The sequence below is a fragment of the Candidatus Hinthialibacter antarcticus genome (assembly GCA_030765645.1).
In the GTDB taxonomy this organism is placed as follows: domain Bacteria; phylum Hinthialibacterota; class Hinthialibacteria; order Hinthialibacterales; family Hinthialibacteraceae; genus Hinthialibacter; species Hinthialibacter antarcticus.
The window spans coordinates 78,656-100,783 of sequence record JAVCCE010000045.1 but is presented as its reverse complement, the minus strand read 5'-3'; the positions used below and the strand labels follow the sequence as shown (position 1 = coordinate 100,783).

15 protein-coding genes are annotated in these 22,128 nt (G+C 51.3%); 4 read left to right on the top strand and 11 right to left on the bottom strand.

Features of this window, described 5'->3' with window-relative positions:
- Positions 1 to 32 precede the first annotated feature (32 nt).
- Positions 33 to 1,481 carry a sulfatase gene (locus P9L94_11160; GenBank protein ID MDP8244631.1) on the top strand — a complete coding sequence of 483 codons (1,449 nt, stop codon included), beginning with the start codon at positions 33 to 35 and terminating at the stop codon, positions 1,479 to 1,481.
- A gap of 32 nt (positions 1,482 to 1,513) precedes the next feature.
- Here the strand turns inward: P9L94_11160 and P9L94_11155 are convergent, their stop codons facing one another.
- From P9L94_11155 to P9L94_11125, 7 genes are all read right to left on the bottom strand, one after another.
- Positions 1,514 to 1,921 (bottom strand): type II toxin-antitoxin system VapC family toxin, encoded by a 408-nt coding sequence (locus tag P9L94_11155; GenBank protein MDP8244630.1) that lies wholly within the window; start codon positions 1,919 to 1,921, stop codon positions 1,514 to 1,516.
- Positions 1,918 to 2,139, bottom strand: coding sequence for an AbrB/MazE/SpoVT family DNA-binding domain-containing protein (locus P9L94_11150; protein ID MDP8244629.1), 222 nt, complete (start codon positions 2,137 to 2,139; stop codon positions 1,918 to 1,920). The genes P9L94_11155 and P9L94_11150 overlap by 4 nt, the downstream gene beginning before the upstream one ends.
- A gap of 260 nt (positions 2,140 to 2,399) precedes the next feature.
- Complete coding sequence (locus P9L94_11145) at positions 2,400 to 3,215, bottom strand: formylglycine-generating enzyme family protein (protein MDP8244628.1); 816 nt, start codon at positions 3,213 to 3,215, stop codon at positions 2,400 to 2,402.
- 17 nt (positions 3,216 to 3,232) lie between these two features.
- Complete coding sequence (locus tag P9L94_11140; GenBank protein ID MDP8244627.1) at positions 3,233 to 5,188, bottom strand: DUF5011 domain-containing protein; 1,956 nt, start codon at positions 5,186 to 5,188, stop codon at positions 3,233 to 3,235.
- Positions 5,189 to 5,419: 231 nt separating this feature from the next.
- Complete coding sequence (locus tag P9L94_11135) at positions 5,420 to 7,798, bottom strand: hypothetical protein (GenBank protein ID MDP8244626.1); 2,379 nt, start codon at positions 7,796 to 7,798, stop codon at positions 5,420 to 5,422.
- 104 nt (positions 7,799 to 7,902) lie between these two features.
- Positions 7,903 to 8,457, bottom strand: coding sequence for a BMC domain-containing protein (locus P9L94_11130; GenBank protein MDP8244625.1), 555 nt, complete (start codon positions 8,455 to 8,457; stop codon positions 7,903 to 7,905).
- 11 nt (positions 8,458 to 8,468) lie between these two features.
- Positions 8,469 to 9,788, bottom strand: a complete 1,320-nt coding sequence (locus P9L94_11125; GenBank protein ID MDP8244624.1) for an SLBB domain-containing protein — start codon at positions 9,786 to 9,788, stop codon at positions 8,469 to 8,471.
- A gap of 256 nt (positions 9,789 to 10,044) precedes the next feature.
- Between P9L94_11125 and P9L94_11120 the strand changes: the two genes are divergently transcribed.
- Genes P9L94_11120 through P9L94_11110 form a run of 3 tightly spaced genes read left to right on the top strand, consistent with a single transcriptional unit; the run spans position 10,045 to position 13,704 of the window.
- Positions 10,045 to 10,815, top strand: coding sequence for a creatininase family protein (locus P9L94_11120; GenBank protein MDP8244623.1), 771 nt, complete (start codon positions 10,045 to 10,047; stop codon positions 10,813 to 10,815).
- Positions 10,816 to 12,615, top strand: a complete 1,800-nt coding sequence (locus P9L94_11115) for a hypothetical protein (protein MDP8244622.1) — start codon at positions 10,816 to 10,818, stop codon at positions 12,613 to 12,615.
- A 48-nt stretch (positions 12,616 to 12,663) separates the two neighbouring features.
- A complete protein-coding gene (locus P9L94_11110; protein ID MDP8244621.1) occupies positions 12,664 to 13,704 on the top strand; it encodes a potassium channel protein in 1,041 nt (346 codons plus the stop codon).
- Positions 13,705 to 13,725: 21 nt separating this feature from the next.
- On the opposite strand, the gene P9L94_11105 is transcribed toward P9L94_11110, so the two are convergent.
- The 4 genes from P9L94_11105 to P9L94_11090 form a co-directional block, all read right to left on the bottom strand.
- On the bottom strand, positions 13,726 to 14,118 hold the full coding sequence (locus P9L94_11105) for a hypothetical protein (GenBank protein ID MDP8244620.1): 393 nt from the start codon (positions 14,116 to 14,118) through the stop codon (positions 13,726 to 13,728).
- A gap of 256 nt (positions 14,119 to 14,374) precedes the next feature.
- Positions 14,375 to 18,160, bottom strand: a complete 3,786-nt coding sequence (locus tag P9L94_11100) for a PQQ-binding-like beta-propeller repeat protein (GenBank protein ID MDP8244619.1) — start codon at positions 18,158 to 18,160, stop codon at positions 14,375 to 14,377.
- Positions 18,161 to 18,178: 18 nt separating this feature from the next.
- On the bottom strand, positions 18,179 to 19,285 hold the full coding sequence (locus P9L94_11095; GenBank protein MDP8244618.1) for a hypothetical protein: 1,107 nt from the start codon (positions 19,283 to 19,285) through the stop codon (positions 18,179 to 18,181).
- The gene (locus P9L94_11090) at positions 19,275 to 22,112 is read right to left on the bottom strand and encodes a hypothetical protein (protein ID MDP8244617.1); all 2,838 of its coding nucleotides are present in this window, start codon (positions 22,110 to 22,112) and stop codon (positions 19,275 to 19,277) included. Before P9L94_11090 ends, P9L94_11095 begins: the two co-directional genes overlap by 11 nt.
- Positions 22,113 to 22,128 lie beyond the last annotated feature (16 nt).

Here is a 22,128-nt window from a genome sequence, read left to right as displayed (position 1 = left end):
AGATTTTGATAGAAAGCGAGAAAGGGAGCGATATGGCTCTTCCGATCACACGCCGGGCGTTCACTCGCCAATTCGCCGCCGCCAGCGGCGCTCTTGCGTTAAATAGTTGCGCAACCATGCAGCAAACCGCGAATCATAACCAAACGCAAATGCCAAACATCGTCATCATCTACACCGACGACCAGGGCTGGGCTGACATCGGCGTCAACGGGGCCGAAGGATTTGAAACTCCCAACCTCGACCGCATGGCGGCGGAAGGCGTACGCTTCACCGACTTCTATGTCGCCCAACCAGTATGCGGCGCCTCGCGCACGGCCTTGCTCACGGGCTGCTATCCAAACCGGGTCGGCATCCTCGGGGCGCCCGGCCCCGGCAGCAAGATAGGCATCAATGATAATGAGATGTTGATTTCAGAATTGCTCAAACAAAAAGACTACGCCACCGCCATTTTCGGCAAGTGGCACTTAGGCGACCACTCGCAATTCTTGCCGCTGCAACACGGCTTCGATGAATATTATGGACTGCCCTACTCAAACGATATGTGGCCATTTCACCCTGAAACGGATAGTTTCCCTAAATTGCCTCTCATCGAAGGCAATGAGATCATTGAGTACAACCCTGACCAGACCCAACTGACGCGCGATTACACTTTCCGCGCGATGAATTTTATTGAGAAGAACCATCAGCGCCCCTTCTTTTTGTATTTAGCGCACAGTATGCCTCACGTCCCGCTGCACGTTTCGGATAACTTCAGGGGCAAATCAAAACACGGACTCTACGGCGACGTGATGATGGAAATCGACTGGTCAGTAGGCCGCGTCATGTCTTCACTACGCCGTTTTGGCTTAACGGAAAACACGCTGGTAATTTTCGCCTCCGACAATGGCCCCTGGGTGAGTTACGGCGACCATGCAGGCTCCGCCGGACCGTTACGCGAAGCCAAAGGCACCACCTGGGACGGCGGCGTCCGCACGCCCTGCCTCATGCGCTGGCCGGGAACCTTGCCCGCAGGCCATGTATGCAACCAACCCGCGATGACAATTGATATTTTACCAACCGTGGCAGGATTAACAGGAACACGGTTGCCGCATCATCCGATAGACGGCCTCGACATTCTCCCGCTGATGAATGGAACGTCCGGCGCTCAATCGCCGCACGAAGCGCTCTATTTTTATTGGAACAAGAATTTGGAAGCAGTCCGCAGCGAAAATTGGAGCCTGCACCTGCCCCACCCCTACCGAACCCTGAATGGGCGTCCCGGCGGACGAAACGGCATGCCCGCCAAATATCAACAGGGACGGACGGAACTCGCGCTGTTTGATCTGAGTAATGATGTAGGGCAACAACGCGATGTATCGAAGCAGAACCCCCATGTCGTCAAGCGCTTATTGACTTACGCCGATCAGGCAAAAGCCGACTTAGGTCATGGCGACCAAAAAGGCGCGGGCCAACGCCCGCCGGGCAGAAGGCCGGAAGCATAGAAAAAAGCCCAGTAAAAAAATCGCTGGGCTTTTCATTTGCTAGGGTCGATGATTTTTAGTGTTTTGAAGTAACTTCTATAGAATCCCCGGTCGCGAGTCAGTAAGCGGTTCGCCTGCGTTTTTGCGTGTGCCGCAATGATAAAGTCTGAGATAATTCGATTACGCTTGCCGCCCTGAGAACGATATCGTTTCCAAAGCCCGCCCGCCAATGAAGCCGATTCGAGGTTCACTGGCGAATATAAGATTCCTACATGCTTCATCTTTTCGTCGAACACCATCGGAGATGGGAAAATCGAACAAAGTTCAGCCCAAACAATATCGCATACCACTAACTGGCCTTGTTGAATACATTGCCTCAAGGCAGCCGCAGAATGCGAAGCATGTTTTGGATCATTGCCAAAGACATCAATCAGAACGTTGGTATCAACTGCGGTAATCATGCTTTACCGCGCAGATCATCAACTAACTCATCCGTTGATTTCTTCAATTTCAGACATCCGGTAACTTCAGAGACAGGGTCTGTCTCTGATACCTTTTCAACAATCATACGGCCGCGCTCTTCACGAAATTCAAGAACAGTGCGGTGCGTTATTCCTAATTGGTCGCGAATTTCTTTTGGGATGGTTACCTGCCCGCGTTCGGCGACTGTGGCTTTCATCGGACCATCTCTTTCAAGTATGAATTGTAAAATATGCATCCATACTTAATTATACATCAAATACGCATTGTGAAAACGAATCTTTTCGACAGGAGTTTAAACCTTGTCAAGAAAATACCACCTGTTCCTGGTATGGGTGCAACTATGGGAGCGCCTGTGCATAAGTACCTGAAAGCCCGCACTGAAGCAAGCAGAGATGTACCCATGCCAGACGCTAGGTATGTAAGGTATGTAGAAGTAATTTTGAGATGGCTTATAGTTCAGTATTGCTCCCAATCACTAATATTTGTCAGTTCGCTAGTGATCAAAACCAGGCGCACGCCCAAGGCGGGCGAGCGAAATCCCTCCGGCAATTCGCTGCGGGACGCAATCGCGCATTCCCCCGCCGCGTCTCCCCATGAACCGCCTTTTAACACGCGTAACGGCGTAGCCTCATCATCTGCAACTTCGGGGTCGGCAGGCTCAATGCGCCCGTCTAAACACCATTCGCTCATATTGCCGTGAATGTCATACAGCCCCCAGGCGTTGGCTTCTTTTTGTCCGACATCTTTCGAGCCGAGATTGATTTGCGTCCCGACGCGAAAATTACCCGCCCACCACATAAAGCGGTCAAACCATTCGCAATAACTTGTTCCATCCAAACTGCAATCCATCTCATCGCCGAACCAGAAGAGCGACGCGGTTTCCGCCCGAGCCGCGTACTCCCATTCGATTTCCCAGGGCAAGCGAAATTCACCCAGCCCAAGCGTATTGAGTTTTTCAACGAACTGTTGCGCATCGTTAAAACTCAATTCCATTGGTCGGTCTTCGCCCGGGTAAAACGAATTATTGGCTTCGCCCATCACCGCTTGCCATTGCGCTTGGGTGACTTCATAGGCGCCAATGTAGAACTGCGGCATCACCGTTGAGGCGTTCAGATCCGCATGAAACTCGCCGCCGGGAACCAAAACCATACGCATCGAGACCGCGCCGTCCGGTACATTCAACGGCACAATGAATTCTGACGCGGGCTGGCAAAATGAATGCGGCGCGCAAAACGCCGCGAAGATAACGAACAATAACGTATGTAATTTCATTGAATTTCCTATCTTATTCATTCCTTTTCGTTCAAAAATCCAGGTGCGCCCAACGATGCTTTTGGATGCAGTTCAATGTTAATATTGCTGATTTCCACTTCGCCGTTTGCATAGTCAGGATCAGACAACAGACCGGCGAAGAGTTGCAGGTTTTTCAGGTCTGCGGTGAAATCAACGCCGACCGGCATCAACAACGGCGGGCCGTCATAGGTTGGGAAAAACCCCTGCGGGACGCCATTCACACGGCTAAACATCACGCCCTGTTTCTCCGATATCGCGCTGTAGGTGATTTCAATATCATAGGTTCCATTTGTATTGTATGTACGCGAAGGATGAGCGCCCCACAATTTCCGCGAAGTTTTGTCGACGTTTGAGCGGTCAAACCAGATTCCATAACTGAAGGGAATGCCGATTCCCAACGGTTCTGTCACTTCATACCCACTTTTTGAATACAACACATCGTAAGCGAGTTCATCAATATTACCTGATGTTTGCAGGTTGTGTTTATCATTAAAATTCACAACTTTCGGGTTATCTTCTAAGTCGCCGACCAGAGAGATCATCCAGCCGCCCTTGCCGCCGGGGTGAGACTCAAATTGTCCTGGATTAAAATTGTCTAACGGCGTTGGTTCACTGGTGAAATTGCGCAAACCAACTTCAACCAAAACAGAGCGCCAGGGGGCTGTTTGTTTGACTTTTTTTAGATCAACTTTATACGACAAGCGAATATCATGCTGCGTCAAATCATAAACGTCACGATAGGATGTGTGGTCGATTCCGCCGCCGTCAGGGGAAGTGAAATCAAGGCTTGAATAATTTCCGCTAGAGATGGCGCCGTCAAGTTTTGCATTTTTCTTAACATTGATTGTACGTTGCGCGGTTGCAGTGTTGCCAGCGGAATCGGTCGCACTATATTTAATTTTATACAAACCGGATTTGTTATAATTCACATCACTCTCGTCCGCAACAACTTCAATCGAACCATCCTGATCGTCCATCGCAAACGCGCTCAGATCAAGCGTCTTCACCGCGTCATTATCTTGTTCAACCGTGATGGATGACGGTCCGCGAAGAAAGATCGTCGGCGGCGTGATGTCAGGCGCAGAAGGAGAAATGGCCTCGCCTTTTCCATAGACCGCCACTGAAAAATTGTCGATGGGGATTTCGCCGCGGGTGTCGAGCGGATCGCCGAGAATCCCAACAAAAACCTGCATCTTCGACATCTCGCCGCTAAAAGTGATTCCCGCCGGGTAATGAAGCGGCGGACGGTCGCCGAACGGGTAGAAACCCTGCGGCATTCCATTGATCGAAGCAAACATCACGCCTTCACTGGCGCTGGTTGCATGATAATGAATCTGAATGCTGTACTTTCCTTCCGTTTCGTAATTGACGCCTTTGATATAGCCCCAGGAATCTTCAATAAATTTGCCGGCTTTTTTACGATCAAACCATATCCCGAAGTTGTAGGGCGGCGCCGAACCAATTGAACCGCCGCTCGCCGAAAGAGTGCCGTTGATGAATTCGGCGTCGTAGGCGTTTTCTTCAATAAAGCCTGATGTCTGCAACTGGTGCTTATCGTTAAAATCAAATGAATTATTCGCGCCGCTCAGATCACCGACCAGCGAGAGCAGCCAACCGCCTTTTCCGCCCGGCTGTACGCCGACGTCGCCAGGGATGAAATTGTCCCACTCATCCGGTGAGTCCATCACTTCGCGCATTCCAATCGAGATGAACGGCGTCTTCCCTGCGTCCGTTTGCTTGATTTTGCTCATATCAATGTCATACGAGATCACACAATCCGTCAGCAGCAAATTGAATACGTCTGGATAATTAAAACTCAAAACGCCCCCGCCCTCGGGCAGCGTCAATTTCACGTCTTCAAATTTTACGGTTGATTGCAGCGCCGCCTGGGATGACAGGCTAACCGTCAGCAACAATGTGAATACGAATATAGGGTTCCAACTTAATTTCATTATCTCTCTCCTTGAAATAAATGATTGCGCTTTCTCTTAGCGCAATCACCGTACCAATTCCCCCGAGAGCGCCCGAAACAAACCCGTAGACACTCAAGACACAAGCCTTACGAAAAGAACTCGAGAATTGACATCAACGAAAACCATTCTCACTCTTACTTTCAAATTGAAGGATGTCTATCAAATAGATAAACATTACGAATCACGTGCGCGATGCGAACATACGCCAATCTACTGAATATATTCGTAATACAACCCCATGTAATAAGGCAACAGATAGACGGCGCCGCTGGCTAGAGTGCGCCCGTTGCCGCCGTAATTCAGTGAATACGGATCGGTGTTCCAATGGTTGAAATGGCGGTTTTCGATGGGCAATACCTTACCGTTTACCCGCAGCCCGCGGTCGCGCCCCGGCTCATCGTAGGGATCGACTTCCGCCTGGCGCATAAGCCGCGCGATATCCAGCCGGTGGCTGTTTTGCAGCGGCCAGTTCACCCGGTCCAGCGGGAACCCGGTCAGCGTCGCGACGGAATCTTCCAACCAACCGTCCCACGGTTTAAGGGTGTATTCGCCCCAGGGATTTTTATAATGGGGATTCCGCGCCGCGCTGGCGGCGAAGGCGAAGTTGAAAAACGGGTTCATCTCCGGCTGTTCGAGAATCCAATATTTATAGAACGAATAGGCCATTTCTTCGCGCAAGACGGGGTCGTTTGTGTACTTAATTAAGTTGTAATAGCACATGACCGCCATCTCGTCGTCTGACTGATTGCCCGACCCGACCCCGAATTGAATTTTGGTCACCATGGCGTTGGTGTCGTAGTTGTGTTTTTCCATCAGTTCACGGGCAGCGGCGCCGTATGTTTCGTCGCCAGTAATATGTTCCGCCACAGCGAGATACGTCAACATGCTGAGCGATTTCAAACCGCGTTCGTTATACCAATAGTGTTCGGTATTGAGCGCTTCGGGCGAGTAGTCTGACCAGCGGGCGGGCGCGCCGTCGTGGTCGATCAAACGAAAATTATTACGCAGCAAGTGGTCGGTCAGATTGCGAACCACTTCGCGTACGCGCTCTTTTTCGGCCTCTGTGTCAGCGACCAGGTCGTAATAGAGCGGATAGAAAAAGTAATGCCCGTCGAGTTCGTCGGAACTGGTATCAGTCTTATACCAATACTTGCCGTCTTTGGTTTTGACCCAACGCGGCGTGTAGACCTTCCACAACGCATCTTGGTTATCGCGGTGTTCCTGCTGGCCTTCAATGGTGTGCCCGTGGCGTTTGTTGGGGTCAGGTTCCGTGGTTGGTAAGACCGTACGCGCAACGTACCCCGGCTGTTGTTCTATCACGCCTTGGTCGGGGGCGACGCTGAGAAAGCGCAGCGCCTCAAAAGATTCTTGTGCGCGTCGTTTCGCGTCGGGGTCTTTTGTTGCTGCGAAGGCGTAACATTCGCCCGCGCCGTACATGCTGGTCCAAAGGCCGTCGTTGTCGCTGTCGGAATAAATGATCTCGCTGCGGTCGCCGGGCTTCGCTAAGTGGACTTCGGAGAGATAGCCGTACTCGGTGCGTTTGATGTATTGCTCAACTTCATTCTCATAGTAAGCGGCTTTTTGCGCCAGCGTCATTGGAACGCGGCGAATCACGCCCACGCCCGCCTTGGTAGCGAACCAGGCGTTGCCGTCTTGATCGACAGCGACGCCGTTGACTTCATCGTCCGGCAACCAGCGCAGCCCCTGGCGGTAATGAAATTCATCGCCGTCATAAAAAATGGCGCCCTTCTGCGTACCGAACCATACGTCATCATTGCTTGCATCCATGCAGGTAAAATCGTTATAGGGCAAGCCGTCTTTGCCTTCGAAAAGCGTCCAGGACTCGCCGTCCCACTTGCCTATCCCTTGAGGACTGGCAAACCACAGGTTGCCGTCTCTATCAAAGTCGACGGCGCGCACATCCCTCGGCGCCCACGACCGCCCTTGAGAGTCACTGGGAAATAACAACTGGGCATGCTTGTCTGTTTTTGTTCTCATATACAAACCATCAGCAGCGCCAAAAGCAATACGCCCCAAATCATTTATTGCAAGAGAATAAACATAGGCTTGCGAAATAACATTTGATTTCTGGTTCTCGCTTCGCCGAGTAACATTTACATGCTGATACAATCCACTGTAATTTGCGCTCAGAACAACAGTTGGGCTGAACTGGTCAGTGGGCGCCAGTGCAATTCCAGAAAAGTCTTCAGTTTCTAATGACATATCGGGAAGAAATCTGCCTGCATCTTTCACAGGAAATACGAATAATTTATTTCTCACTGCTGCAACGACCCGGTTCTCACGAATATCAATTGCATGAACAATGGCGTCGCCTTCCATCATGATATTTAGAGTCGTTAATGTTGACCATTTTTCATTCTTAAAAACTGCAATTCCCTTGTCTGTCCCGGCATAGACCACGCCGTCGTCGGTCACGGCGATGCAGTTAATCTGGTTTGAAGGCAGTCCGTTGCTGGTGGTATACGTTTGCGCGACTTCCTGAGGGAATTCTCCAACCTCAACTGTTTCAGTGGAAGCAAATTGCATAGTAAAAACAATGGCGATGAATAGAAAAGAGGTAGTTTTCATAACACATCCTTTATGTATTTCAAAAATTATGCCGACAAGAATTGACCTGGCGATCAATTGAACATTGATGCGGAACCGTTTGATGGGTATGAGCAATACTACATTTATATGGTTTCGTAAAACAGCTCTTCGCGTGGATTGGGGATGACCACCTTGCTCACCAACACGCCGCGTTCAATCGCGACCTGCGCGGCTTCGGCGACCGCTGCGCGTACCGAAGACACGTCGCCGGTAATTTGAAGAAACCCTTTGCCGCCAATCGCCATCGCGACATGAACGCGAAACAGGGTCACGTCCGCCGCTTTGGCGGCTGCGTCCGCCGCTTCGAGAATGCACGACACCGTGAAAGTCTCGACGATGCCCATCGCGCCACAATCGCTGGCTTTGAGTTCGACGGAATTCGAGACAGCCGGAAAAACGCTGGGATGCACATTGGGAATCAACAGTTTGTCGATCAGCGCGTCTTTGCAAAGCGCAATGCCCGCTTCCAGACTGCTTTGCACGTCTGAGACCTCGCCGCCAACCACCACCGCGTACTTGCCCGAACAGATCGTTCGTGCGATCAACAATTTCACCGAAGAGGCTTTTAACATGGCGTCCTGGGCTTCAAAGCCGACGCCGATGCTTGAAAGTTCTAACATTCCAATGGCTTGCGACATGGATTCGTTCCTTATGCGTCAATGATAATTTGCGTTTCATTTACTTCACGGACAACGCCGTCCATGCTGGCATGAACGGGACACCCCAATTGACCGTCTTCAATGGATCCGATCACATCGCCGACGCGTACGCGGTCGCCGCGCTTCACCGCCGCCTGCGCGGGTGCGCCAATGTGTTGGCGCAATGGAATCGTTACGAATTTCGGGTTCAGCGGAATCTCCGTCAATGGGCCTTTGTTGGTGAATTCAGACAGCCCCAGTTTTTGAATCAATCTTGAGATCGGCGTCTGGCGGCCTTCGCGCATTCCATGCACGTCGCGCTTAGGCGCATCTTCCGGGTACTTATAGGATTCGGCCCGCAGTTCGACCTTATTCATCACGCATACATTTTTGGGATCAAGGTCTTCGGGACATGCAATCAGGCTGCAAATGTTGCACTCGCAGCAAAACATTGAACCGCCGATCAGGCTTAATTTTTCATGGCTGAATCCCAAAGCGCGCATGGCCTTATGCGGCTCGATGGGATGCCCCAACAAATAACGCGGGCAGAGTTCGGTACAAAAAGAACATTGATCGCAAGCCGATTTCCCGATCACTTTGATCGCGGTTTCGGTGCGTTGGTATTTATGAATCAAGGAGTGGTCAGTCGGAAAGACCAATAGTCCGCCCGTAGTCTTCGTAATCGGTTCATCCAGACTGGCGGGCAGTTTGCCCATCATGGCGCCGCCGGTCAGCACCGCGTACGGTTCAACCGACGCCCCGCCGCACGCCTCAATCACTTCGCGAATCGACACGCCGATTGGAACTTCAACCGTCTTCGGATCATTCACCGCGCCAGCCACCGTCAGATATTTCGTCGTGACCGGCTTGTCATGCACGATGTTCAAAATGGTCTCGACGTTCATCACCACGCAGCCAACATGCAGCGGCAACCCGCCCGGCGGAATCACCCGCCCGGTTCCTTCATAAACCAAAACAAACTCGTCGCCCGCCGGGTAAGCGTCGGGGAGGTGATACACCCGCATCTTGTCGTCACAACGCGCTTCCAAGAGTTCAATCACGTCGTGATATTTGTGCTTCACGCCCAACACGACTTCGGATGCGCCCAGATGATCGCGCACCCGCTTGAGGCCTTCCACAATTTCATCGGGAAAGCGCTTCATCAATTCTTTGTCTTTATGAAGAAGCGGCTCGCATTCAGCGCCGTTGAGTAAAACATACTCAACCGGCGTTTTTAATTTTGCGTAAGATGGAAACCCCGCGCCGCCTGCTCCGACTACGCCGTTCTGTTGGATAGAACCGACCCAGGTTAAATTACCTGTCGCTGTCATTATTTTCCTCGTCAACAAAATGCTTATCAAACTTTTATAGTGGTTGCCCGAATACTGTGCGGATTGCGTTTCCGTAACGGTATTTATCGCTGAACTCTACGGGCGCGCTTACCGCACATGTTTTTGACAAACACTCTAATTATAATTATCTACTCTATTTTTGTTAAAAAGCGCTTTGAATTCTATGTCTACGCGTAATGATTCTATTGTTTCTCATAATATGTTATAAAGAGTGACCACATTTGGGAGGCGTTGAATGAAACCCTGGAGACTCTCAGAAACAAAATATAGTTTTGTGAAAGAACATCCGTATGAGGTCGCAGTTTTGCCCATCGGCGCCACCGAGCCGCATAACCTGCACCTTCCGTATGGAACGGACGCCATTACGGTTGGCCTGTTGGGCGACATGCTATGTGAATACGCCCATCAGCAAGGCGCCAACGTCGCGCTTTTGCCGACCATCCCTTACGGCGTTGACACCAACCTGTTGGGATTTCCGATGGCGATGTCGATCAACCCATCGACGCTCGACCTGTTGATTACCGACCTGGTCAATTCACTCGAAACCCACGGCGTCCATAATCTGGTAATCTTAAACGGGCACGGCGGCAACAGCCTCAAACACACTTTGCGCGAATTGTTTCCTCATACCAGCGTATTCATCAGCCTGATCGACTGGTTCGCTGTCGTCAAAGATGTTTACTTCGATATTTTCGAAAACCCCGACGACCACGCGGGCGAAATGGAAACCAGCATCGCCATGCACTGTTTCCCCGAATTGGTCGACGTATCACTAGCCGATAGCGGCGCTGTCAAATCATCCAATTTCGAAGCCATCAATCAAGGCTGGGTGCAAATCACCCGCCCCTGGGACATTGTCACCACCAATTCCGGCGTCGGCGATCCAAGCAGAGCCAGCGCAGACAAAGGCAAACAGGTTCTTGAAATTCTCAAAGAGCGCCTGGGGACTTATATCAAAGAACTTTCAGACGCTGAAATAAACGAGACGTTTCCGTATGAAAAATAGATGACAACGACTATGGACCAATTAAAGGCTGTTCTTCTATGGATTGCATCACTCCCGGCGCTGCTGATTGATTGGCTGCGTTCGTTGTCGATTTATTGCGTCGGCCCGCGATGGCACTGGCTTGGGTTCATCGCCTGCAATGCAGGCTTATGGCCTCTCGGCTTATGGCTATGGAACCGCCCCATCAATCGCAACTGGCTGCGCGTCCCCGCGCGAATACTCAGTTACCCCTGCTTCTTTTTTGGAACGCTTCTCTTCTTTGCAGGCTTCTGGCGATTTGCGCTGGTCTATATCGCTATCGCATTCTTTCAATGGCTTGACCGTACGCTTGCCTTACGAACGCCGCTGCAACAAACCGACCCAAGCGCGCCTTTGTTTCAACACGCGCTCGATAAATTCAGCCTGGGGTTAATCGCATTCGTCTTCGTACTGCTCGCAGTCCAAAAAGAAAACCTGCTGGCATATTCCGGCATCAGCGATAACTATTACCACATGGCTGCGGCGCGAAATATTCTGACGCAGGGGACGGTTCCCTATTGGGACGATTGGGAATTTCAGCCCTTGGGCCGCCCTCACCTCTACCCGCCGGGTTTGCATTTATTGATTGCATTTTTTGCGGGTTCACCGGAACGAGTTGAAAACGGATTCTCTAATGTGCAAATGCTGCAATACCCGTTTGCGTTATTCACCGCATGGCTTTTGATTCGTAAGTTAACGGCCCCTGCCTGGGCGTACCTGTCGCTCATCATCCTGATGATGAATTTTATGTATAACTTTGGCAATTTGCTCGCGCTTCCCGCCTCGATTGCGTCATCGCTCTGGCCGCTAATTATTTTGTGCATACTAAAAAAGAAACCCTATTGGGGAGCCATTTTACTCGGCGCTGCATTTTATTTTCATACGGGGATGCCCGTTTTAATGTGCCTGGCATTTTTTGTTTTGGGGCTGTATCGCCGCGACTGTATGAAACACGCTTTGATCGTTATCGCAGGCGGCTTAATCATCGCCCTGCCATGGACCGTCCGCTATTACGCGAATGCGGATTGGATGCACTCGGGCGGGCCGCAAGGCTGGACGTTGGATGCGATTCTCAATCGGCTTGGTTGGTTGCAAATCTTGAATCCAATTATGATCGGCCTTGTCATCTGGGGATGGTTTCGCAGTCGCAAACATGGCACAGAGGTGTTCCGCAGCCAGATTCTGGGTTTCCTGCCGATGCTGTTTCAATACGGCGGGCGCTTTTTTATGCACGGCGCATTGTTTCTCGCTCCGCTTGCCGCGTTTCATTTCAAACATTGGGCCGAGGGCGCCATCACCCGCCGCCGTGCAGTATTACTTCCGTTGCTCGCGTTGGTTCCTTTGCCGTGCCTGAGCCTGATGGGGCCGAACGACTCAATCAAGCCTGCATTCTTTCCCGGCGTCACCATGATGCACATGGCGGTCTTCGCAACCGTGAATCGCGATATCCCGATGTATGAGGATGAAGAAGCGGTCTGCCGTGAGGTTATCGAAACCTCTTCGCCTGACGCCATTGTTCATCTGCCCGAAGGGCCGCCGCATTTCGCTGATTACGTCAACGTAAAAACCGGGCGCCGCACCGACGCGGGCGGATGGGGCGAAGTCAGCAAAGAAGAAATGTGGCAGGCAATCGTCGACCATCGCGCATCTGACGCGGCGGGCCCTTATATCACATTTTCCACGCAATCCATTCCAACAGACCGGGAAATAAAGCAATTCGGAAACTATTACTTTGGATATCCAAAAAAATTGATTGACAACGGTGCGGTCAATGAACCATGATAATAGAATGAATTTTGAATTGATGATGTTATGGCCCTGGCAGTTAAGATGAGTGCGTCTCTTAACAACAATCACTTTATCTGGGGGCGCCGGTTAATCGACGGCGTCGGAATTCTGCTGGTCGTCTTTCTGGTCGGCGTCCTCGGCTTTAAGTATTTTGGAACGCCTGAAGACTCATGGGTCGAATCCTGGTTTATGGCGTCAATCACTTTAACCACTGTCGGGTTTGGCGAAGTCACCCACCTCGAAACCAGCGCCGCTCAAATTTTCACTGGGCTCTACGCCATCTCCGGTATGGGCGTGTTGTTGTTTGTCGTCACCACCGGCACGGCGTTTATTGTTGAAGGCGAAGCAAAACAATTTTTCTGGCAAAGGCGGATCAAAAAGATGATGGAGAAAATCATCGACCACGACATCATCTGCGGAATGGGCCGACAGGGGCGGGTCATTGCCGATGAATATTTTAAAACCAAGCGTCCGTTTGTGATGGTTGAAGCCGACCCTGACAAAATTGACGAGTTGCGGGAGGCTTACCCCAACACGCCCGTGATTGACGGCGACGCCTCTGATAATGATATTTTAGACGCTGCCGGAATTCACAAAGCGCATGGCCTAATCGCCTGCCTGACCGATGACCGCGATAACCTCTTACTAGTGGTAACGGCTAAGCAGATTAATCCCAATATCCGTATTGTCTGCAAAGTATTAAATGTCCAGCACCTCAGCAAACTCAACCGCGCCGGGGCGGATTCAGTCGTCTCGCCAACTTTGATCGGCGGCTTGCGGATGGCGTCAGAAATGATCCGCCCAACCGTCGTCACCTTTCTCGATAAGATGCTGCGCGACAAAGACCGAACATTGCGCGTGGAAGAAGTCCCCATACCAAAAGGGACGCAAGCACAAGGAAAAACCTTAGAACAACTCGATGTAAACCGAAATGCGGGCATGGTCGTAGTCGCGATTAAACTGCCCAACTCAGAACAGTTTCACTATGCGCCGACTCTCGACACAAAAATCGAAGATGGGATGACTTTGGTTGTTGTTGGTGACGTCAACAACTTGCCGAAAGCAGCAGCCCTGGTCGCATAATTGATTACGAAAAAACCTGTATTAAATCCTCATATCAACTTCCACACCCATGCGTTCCGCATGGCGGCCATGCTGATATTCGTCCGCAACACGGTCGGTCCGCATATCAAATAATAGCGGCTGATAAGCCCTCGGCTTTGGGCCGTCCGCCAGTTCATGCTCTCGCTCGCGTTGATCGGATGGATGTTTGCGGCGCCAGAATGTTGGCAAGCGCTCTTCGTGCGCCCGAACCGGATTGTAAGTATAGATGGTAGAAAGCGGAGTAACGGTCAGACGGGAAGCGTCGCGAACATTGCTCAGTTCACGATTGAACCGGTTGGCGTTTGCCGACGATTCGGTTTCAGGCTTTTTTGTAGATTGAACGACCATGGCTGTTGCAGCCGCTGCGTCGCCCATAAGGTTGACTGGTAACATGATATCACCTCTGTTCCCCTCACCTTCCATTCCCTTCGCCTAATTTCAATTTCCTGTCTACTTATAGTATATCGTACGCTAGAGCTTTATGCCGAATAAAAGTAGCAATACACATAGACATAAATTGCTAAACCGATAGATACCAGATGGATACAAGAGCGCTATCAAACTGATTTTGTATTGCAATATTGAAAGTTTCACCCAGTTCAAACAACAGGCTTGGACGCGTCTCACAGTTGATATTCAAAGAGAACGATCAATTCGTCATGGCGATGGAAGACTCGTCTATCAGCTCGACGCCGCAAAGTATTGGCAGGCCGTTTTCATCGCCGGGCGTGAATTCAATGGTTAACGCACCGTCAATCTTCACTTCTTCAAATGTTTTGATTAAACCAATACGCTTACCGCCTGCCTCAGCGGCGACGTCAAAATCATCCAACACTAAATGACCTTGCAACGATACGTCAAACACGCGCTCGCCGGGCTTCTCATCGCCGGGTTCCATAAAGAACAACCGGACGCTGTAAGTCGTCGCGACCGGAGCAGACGCTAACTTGACCGTGATTCGTCTCACGCCCTCAACGCCAGATGCGGCGACCCATTTCATATCGCCGCCGTTCATACGCAATGAGTGATGCCGGAACCAACGCGCGTCTTCAGGTTCAACTTTGATATCGAGTTCAGGGGTCGGTCCGCCCTCGAATGGATATTCCAACCACAGCGTTCCATTGTCAGCGCGGCGGTCGCCCGGAGCGCCCAAGTTCAAACCCAGCCGCTTGATCGCGCTTTCGGATGCGTCTATTTGATTGTAAGTCCACATTTCGACTTCAGGATCGTGAACCATCGCCAGAGAAGTTTGGTTCTGATACGCGCACGAGCAAGTACGGGTATAATCGGGCGCATTCAGCACGCCGTTCGCAGCGATCAGCGTATTGGTGCAGCCCGATTTGAAGCCGCCGAAGTTGCCGACGCCGCCATCGTTGGCGAGGTCAAAAAATCCCGCCGCCGCCGAACGGAAAGTCAGCAGGTTTTCACTCGCGACGGCGTAATTACAACCATACTGGCGCTTGTACATCCAGGGTTCTTCAGCGCCGGTCAGCGCATTTTTACGGTCCAGCCTGTTGCCCGTCATCAGATCAAACGCGTATGGATCGGTGATAATGGTCTTACCGTGCAAGATACACGGCCCGCCGTATTCCGCTTCGGGATTGCGCCAGATCACTTCGCCGTCTTTGGCGCGGTAGGCGGTCATGCCTTCCGGCTCGCCATAGATCATGTCGCGCGACGGGCGACCGGCTTCGAGCAAAACTCCATTGTCATGTGAATAACCAAGCCAGGTGCCAAACACGCGGTCGGTCGCGCTCCACTTAATGTCTCCTGTTTTAAGGTCAAACGCAAAAAGCCGTGGCGTACCAAAGGCGTTTTTGCCTCGGCGTTTAAGCGCATCCATCACTGGGTCAGGCATTTTGTCAACGCAGTAGAGAATTCCGTCGCCGACGGTAATCGCGTTGTGGCGAAACCCCAAGTCAGATTTGAACGTCCAACGCACATCACCGCTATAGCGGTCCATCACCACCAGCCGTTTGCTAGAGGTAACGTCATAATTCACGAACGGTTTTTTCTTATTTTGCAGTTCTTCGCTTAGGGAGACGAAATCTGTATAACTCACAAAGCCCGCGCCAGCGATCAATGAATCACCTTCAACGCCGATGTATCCCCAATCTTCCGGCGTTTCCTGACCAGGAAAGGCAGGCAACTCAATGAAGCCCTTGTCGTCGCCAGAGGCCGGATCAATCAAACGGCAGCGGGAACCTTCGATGATATAGATCATGTCTGAAGTCACAACATAATTCGTACCGCGCGCATTGGCGCCGGGAATATGAATCTGGTTGTAAGCAGGATCAAGCGGAGTGTCTTTGTAGGTATCGTCATAGTAGATGCCGTAGTTGCCAAGGTCGGTCAGTTTTCGTTTCCACAAAATGCGCCCGGTATACACATCGCGGGCGGAAAGTTCATCCATCCCTTGAATAAACAAACGCCCATCGACTACTTGCTGCGGCGGGCCGTGACCGTGACGCGGCAACACGTCCATGTTGGAACTGCCTCCGAACCACAACAGCCCCAGCGGCAATTTGACCAACGAGTCGTCTGATTTGAGCGTATTGGCGATGTTGCCATATTGGTGCGTCCAGTCGTCTGAATCCGGCAGCGCGCCTTCGCGTTTGAGAAGGACATAGCCGTCTGATTCAACGATTTTTGCTTGAGGGAAATCAAGTGATTGAAGAGTTTGAACCAACCATGATTTATTATTTTCATTCACAGCAAAACAAGCCGTCCCGCCGTAGGGGCGCAGCATGTTGTATATCGCTTCGAGCGTTTCTTTATTTTGTTTTTGAATCTCACGTTGCGTTACGACAATCAGCTCCGCCAAATAGGGCGGCGCTTGCGACGTAACCGGATTTCCTCGTAGCGCCGCGACGCGCTTGCCATAAAGCCCGGCAAAAATAAAGCGCTCGCGCAGGGTTTTAACAATGTCTTGTTCTTCGTCAACGGCGATAAACCGTAAATTGGATTGTTCAATCAGCGCATGCAACAACTCACCGTTCCCGGCGCCAAAGAGATACGCATAGCCGTCATTCACGCTGGTTGAACGAAGTGCAGTATTTGCCTCGTCAATCTCTTTTTGGTTGATGCTGATAGTTCCACCCGGAAACCGATGACGCGCGAACTCAATTTTTTCTTCGCCTAGCGCATAAATGCGCCCTTCCAGCGTGACCGCGAACAAACGCCCGTCCGCCGCGATCAAGCGCTTAATGGTTCCATCAACTTTTTTCGTCCATGCGAGTTTCGGTTCTGAATTCCCATTTAAGCGTATGGCGGAGACGACGCCTTGGCCGCCAGCGTACAAAGTATCTCCTGCCTGAATCAAGTCGCCAGTCGCGTCAACGTCGATTCCCCAAAGAGGATTCAGTCGCCATTTTTTTTCTTTAACGGTTTTAACTTCATTGGTCTTTTTGTCAATGACTTTACGCTCGATCTCAACGGCGCCGAAGTTGGCGTAATCAAAGGCTTCGATTCTCTCGCCGCTGCCGTAGATGGCGTCTTTTGTCAACACGGGCATATTGCCAAAGGTCGATACCACTCGCTCGCCGTTTGAAAGGTCATACAGACTCACGACGGAATCGCGGTGATAATTCACAAAAAAGTCGCCAACGCTAGCAGTAAACGCGCCGCCGGTTTTTCCTGATTCGGCCAGTTTATAGTATAAAAATTTTCCTGTGTTCTTATCAAAACATGCAGGCACCGAACGCCCGCCGGGAATGAGCAACTTGTCGCCGGACAAGGCCAACAAGCCTTGCGGCGCGATGCTGGCGAATGAGGGAGAACTATGCGGCTGGTCCATCCAACGGGCGCTGGCCCCGTCATTCACCCAAATTTCTTCGCCGCTTTTTGCATTGAGCGCGTAAATAAAAACGCCCATCATCGGCCAGATTCCGCTAGCCGCATAGACGACGCCGTCTTCAATCACAGGAGCGCCGCGCGCAGGCCAGGTTGAAATCAGGCGCTCGTTGCCCAACACTTTGCGGTCATTATTGATGGGCCGATAGCGCCATTGTTCTTCACCGCTGGCGCCGTCTACGCAATAGAGATAGCCGTCGTCACTGACGAAATACACGTTGCCTTGATACGCAACCGGCGCGAAACGCACCGGCCCGCTCGTTTGAAAACACCAGGCCTCTTTTCCCGTTTCGGCGTTTAAGGCGGTCACATTATCAAATGCGTTCGAGCCAAAATATAAGAAGCCGTTCGCCGCGATGGGTTCATAAATGGTATCAAACTGCATCAAGTCGCGATTGAGTGGATCATCCCAGGTGGGTTTTAATTGGGGATACTCTCTCGCCCATTGCAAGTGCATTTCACTTGGCAGTTCATGCGGCGAGGCGGCGCTGCGCCCTGCGTCATAACGCCACATCGGCCAGTCGGCGGCGAATGACGGCAAGGAAACTGAAGCAATGACTAAAAGATAAATAAAGAAACGCATGACAAAAAACCTCACAGATTATTCTCGACTTCGTAGCGCCAAAATGACTGAAGCCGCCAAACTAATGATAAGTAAAACGCCTACAGCATAAAACGAGTTGATTAGAACTGGGTCAACCGATGTATTTTTGTATTGTTCAATGGGCTGCATCGCGACCAGTTCGCCAGTTGCATTAATCCCGCCCAGCGCGGGAATCGGCGCAGGCAATGGACGGTCGCGCACCATTTCAGTTTCAATGTGGTCAGCCCAGACAATCGGCATCATCAAATCAATGCCGGGGTTGTCATCTTTGATCTGGCAACTGCACGGGCCGACCAAAAACTGTCCCGCATCTTGTAAGGTTTCGCGATTGACGCCGTCGCCGATTAACGCATATAACAATCGTCCTTGTCCAAAAATGGGAAACGCCATCGGTTCATGAGCATATAAAGGCAAGTCAATTTCGCTTCCCAACATCATCGCGATCAACGCCTGTTCTTCTGGATTATCGCGAGACAAACGAACGATTGAAAACGAGATGCCCAATTGCGCTTTTAAGGCTTCATCCAGATAGATGGTTTCGCGCTCGGCATTCTCATCTAACAGAGGCAGTTTTAATTCACGCTGTAATCGCATCACTTCGTTTTCAAATAGCGCAAACACTTCATCATCGCGTTCTTTGTTGCCTGAGTTTAGAAACACCCACACGGCGGACGTATTGTTCAGAAGCGCTTCTGAAATTTCAGTCCGAATAGGCGATGTCAGCAACACCTGGATAGATTCCATTGATAAAGGGCCGCTCCATATCGCATAGGGGCGCTTGGCGTTCGGCGGATACCGCAACACAAGCAGCGGCAGCGTCGAGGGCTTTTGATCGAGAAAACGCAGCACAGGCGCATCAGAATTTTCTCTCAGATCAACCCATTGGATAACGTAATTGTATCCCCCCGGTTTCGCGGCGTCTTTCTCAAGCAAAGGCTCTAACAACGTGATTTGCTCGTCCGATAAATCCTGGTCATACAACACGCTGATTTCATACGCATCCGGCGCCCAGCGCTCAAGCGCATACCGAAACACCGGCACGTCGCAGGCAAGTACAGGAAGCGAATATAATACAAATATAAAGATTGAATTCTTAATTTTCATCCACTCTCTCTATACGGCGTTCTGCGTCTTCTTCCATCCATTTTTTCATGACTTCGGGGCTGTCCATTACAGGAAATTCATAGACAGATTCCCAATCGAAATTCTCATCGAAAGGATCAAGAGCTTTTTGCGGATCAAAAATGCGTTTATCGACCGGGACTGCATTATAGGGCGAAAAATCCGCCTTGGCATGGAACATGTCCGATAAATCGCTCGTCATGGCGTCATACTGGTTGATATAGGGAATTCCATGAATCAAATTCATCGTCTTTAATATCGACGGCAATGATGTGTGAACATGCGACACATAGCCGGGTTTTGCATAAGGACTAATCACAAGCGAAATGCTGCGGTGGTGATCGACATGGTCGCGACCGTTTTGCGCGTCGTCTTCGGTCACAAAGATCGCCATCTTTTTCCAATACGGCGTGTGGCTGAGCAACTCCACAACGCGGCCCAACGCCAGATCGTTATCCGCCATATACGACTCCCGGTAGGGATACCCCGCCTCAGGGCGTTCGCCCGCTCCATGATCGTTGGGTAGTGACATGGTGATGATTTTCGGGAACGGCTCGTTGCCCGACAACCAGCGTTCGTTCAACTCTTTTTCAAACATATCCATGCGAAACTGGTCGGGAATATTGGTATTGTATGTTGCATACAGCCGTGAGGTCCGATCAAACAACGGCGCGGGCAATGGATAATTGACGGCGATCTGAATCCCCGTATATTTCACGTCTTTTTTCTGGTCATCGCCATAGCTGGATTGAGGATATTCAAACCCCAGCCCGAAGTTAAAAAATGAAACGCCCCAGCGGTCAAAGTGGTCCCAGATAGTACCCACTTCTATGTAGTCTTCTGGAATCAATCCCGCATACGCCCCAGTGACTGCGCGGCGCCCCGGCGCCGTAGAAATGATCTTGCCTTTTCGGCGCCCGCCGTAAGAAGCGGTCGTCCCGGTCTCGGTCCAGACGCCGGGATATACGCCTTGCAACCAGCGGTGACCGTCGGCGGAATGGTCTGAATCGCAATAAAAGTTATCGGATGCTGAAAAGCGCCGCGCGAGAATCTGATGGTTAGGCATGACGTTGACGCCCTCAACCACATCGCCTTCACGCGCCGTAGAGCGCACCGTTTCATTTAAACCAAAATCAACCAGCGACAACTCGCCGCGCCCGCCTTCGAGTTCACCGAACACCTGATCGTAGGTGCGGTTTTCTTTTACGATAAACACCGTGTACTCAATCGGCGATTGGTACGCGCCTGGATAGGGCGGCGCCGGATTGTTCTCTCCAACCTCGCCCCATCGTTCAGAGCTAATGCGCACATTGTTATCAATGGTCTGCTGCGTGTAATACGCCAGTTCGCTTTCCGGCGGGATGGTGAAGATTGACGCCGTACCTCGCATCAGGTTACCGATGCCGGAGCGGCCTTCCAGATCAACGCCCGGCCCGCCGTTCGGCCCGGCGCCAAACCCCTTGGCGTTAGCGACGATGAGTTGTTTTCCGTCCGGCGAGAGTTTCAACTTGCTGGGGAACCAACCCACCGGGATATGTCCCAGCACCCGCCGAGCGTTTGCGTCGATGACGCCAACTGCGTTGATGCCTGACTCGGCGACATATAACCGCGATCCGTCGTCTGACAACGCGAGCCCAAATGGAATCACGCCGCGCAAGAGATGAAACGGCGCTGGCATATTGATCTTAATTTCATCAACAATTGAATTCGTTTCTGCATCAATGACGGAGATGGAATCATTGGTCCCGTTGGTGACATAGACAAAGCGCCCGTCGGTCACAACCGAGTTCGGCGATGCGCCGCCCAACGCGGGAATATCTTCAACTTTTTCGCCCACCAATACGCCGGTTTTAATGCGCTGGGTCACGGCTCCCTTCCCCGCATCATCAAGTTCAACAACATAAACCGAAACCGCTTCATCAACATTCGGTTCGCCCAGGCCGGGAACCTGAATGCCCTCGGCAACCGTTCCCTCTTTCATTTCATCCGACAGGTATTTTGTCGCAGGAAACGATAGCGTTGTATCAATAAAGTGATTGGGATCAAATCCCTCGACGGCGCTGTATTCAAACAGGCCGATGTTCGCGACAAACAGCTTTTTTCCATCCGGCGTCATCGCCAGACCGAACGGATAGCGCCCGACCGCAACGACATCAATGATTTGACCGCTCTCCGTATCTAGGGTCACAACGCGGAAGTTCATCTGGTCGACAACGTACAAGCGCTTGCCGTCCGGCGATAAAACCAGGTCGCCGGTATAACCGTCTTTCCAGTCGCGTCCATTGAACGGAACATTCAGATCAATGGTCTTAATGCGTTGATACGCGTTGAGGTCCCACACCATGACGGTGCCGTCATCACCGCCCGACGCATAGAGGATGTGCGTATTGGGAGGCGGGGCCGTCGCGAGCCCCATAAAGCAGGCGTTCAAAACGCCCTCGTCCGTCTTCACGCCTTCAGGAATGTCACGCACGACTGGTTCATCTGAAAATGGATTGCGGATCACAGAAAACGAAAACGGCTCAGTGCCGCTATTGGCGGTGACGGCAAATTGACCATCGGCTGAAACCGTCAACCCATACGGGTGCGGCTCGAGCAGAAGTTGTTTTCCAATCGGTCGAATCAAGCGTCCATTCGGGATAATCGTCGTTCCGTCCGGCTCAATTTGACAATAGCGCTCTCCTGCAGGCGTAGAAAACACATGCCGGGAAAAATGCCGTAACCGAAAGTCGAGTGACTCTGCGTATAATTGGCTTGATGAAATGGAAATGAAACCTACGCAGAAAAAAATCGCTGCAATCGTTCGCATGGAAGGAGCCCTCTTT